Below are 320 nucleotides of genomic sequence, written 5' to 3'. Positions count from 1 at the left end.
CGAAAATATGACGTTGGTGAGTATGAGCCATTAGCTCAGTTGGTAGAGCATCTGACTTTTAATCAGAGGGTCGAAGGTTCGAGTCCTTCATGGCTCACCATTTTATTTTTCGTGGCCCGTTGGTCAAGTGGTTAAGACACCGCCCTTTCACGGCGGTAACACGGGTTCGAATCCCGTACGGGTCATGTTTTTTTATGTTCATTTTTGGTCCCGTGGTGTAGTGGTTAACATGCCTGCCTGTCACGCAGGAGATCGCCGGTTCGACCCCGGTCGGGACCGCCACTTTTGTTTATACCACCATTAGTGGTTTTATATATAGT

3 tRNA genes are annotated in these 320 nt (G+C 48.1%); all 3 read left to right on the top strand.

Going from position 1 to position 320, the window contains the following annotated elements:
• Window positions 1-24: 24 nt before the first annotated feature.
• The 3 genes from MR083_RS27050 (at window position 25) to MR083_RS27040 (ending at window position 282) form a co-directional block, all read left to right on the top strand.
• Window positions 25-100, top strand: a tRNA-Lys gene (locus tag MR083_RS27050).
• 13 nt (window positions 101-113) lie between these two features.
• A tRNA-Glu gene (locus tag MR083_RS27045) sits at window positions 114-185 on the top strand.
• 21 nt (window positions 186-206) lie between these two features.
• Window positions 207-282 (top strand) — tRNA-Asp (locus MR083_RS27040).
• The last annotated feature ends 38 nt before the right edge of the window (window positions 283-320 follow it).

The organism is Bacillus cereus group sp. BfR-BA-01408, assembly GCF_022663305.1.
In the GTDB taxonomy this organism is placed as follows: domain Bacteria; phylum Bacillota; class Bacilli; order Bacillales; family Bacillaceae_G; genus Bacillus_A; species Bacillus_A pacificus.
This window is presented reverse-complemented; position numbering and strand designations above follow the sequence as displayed.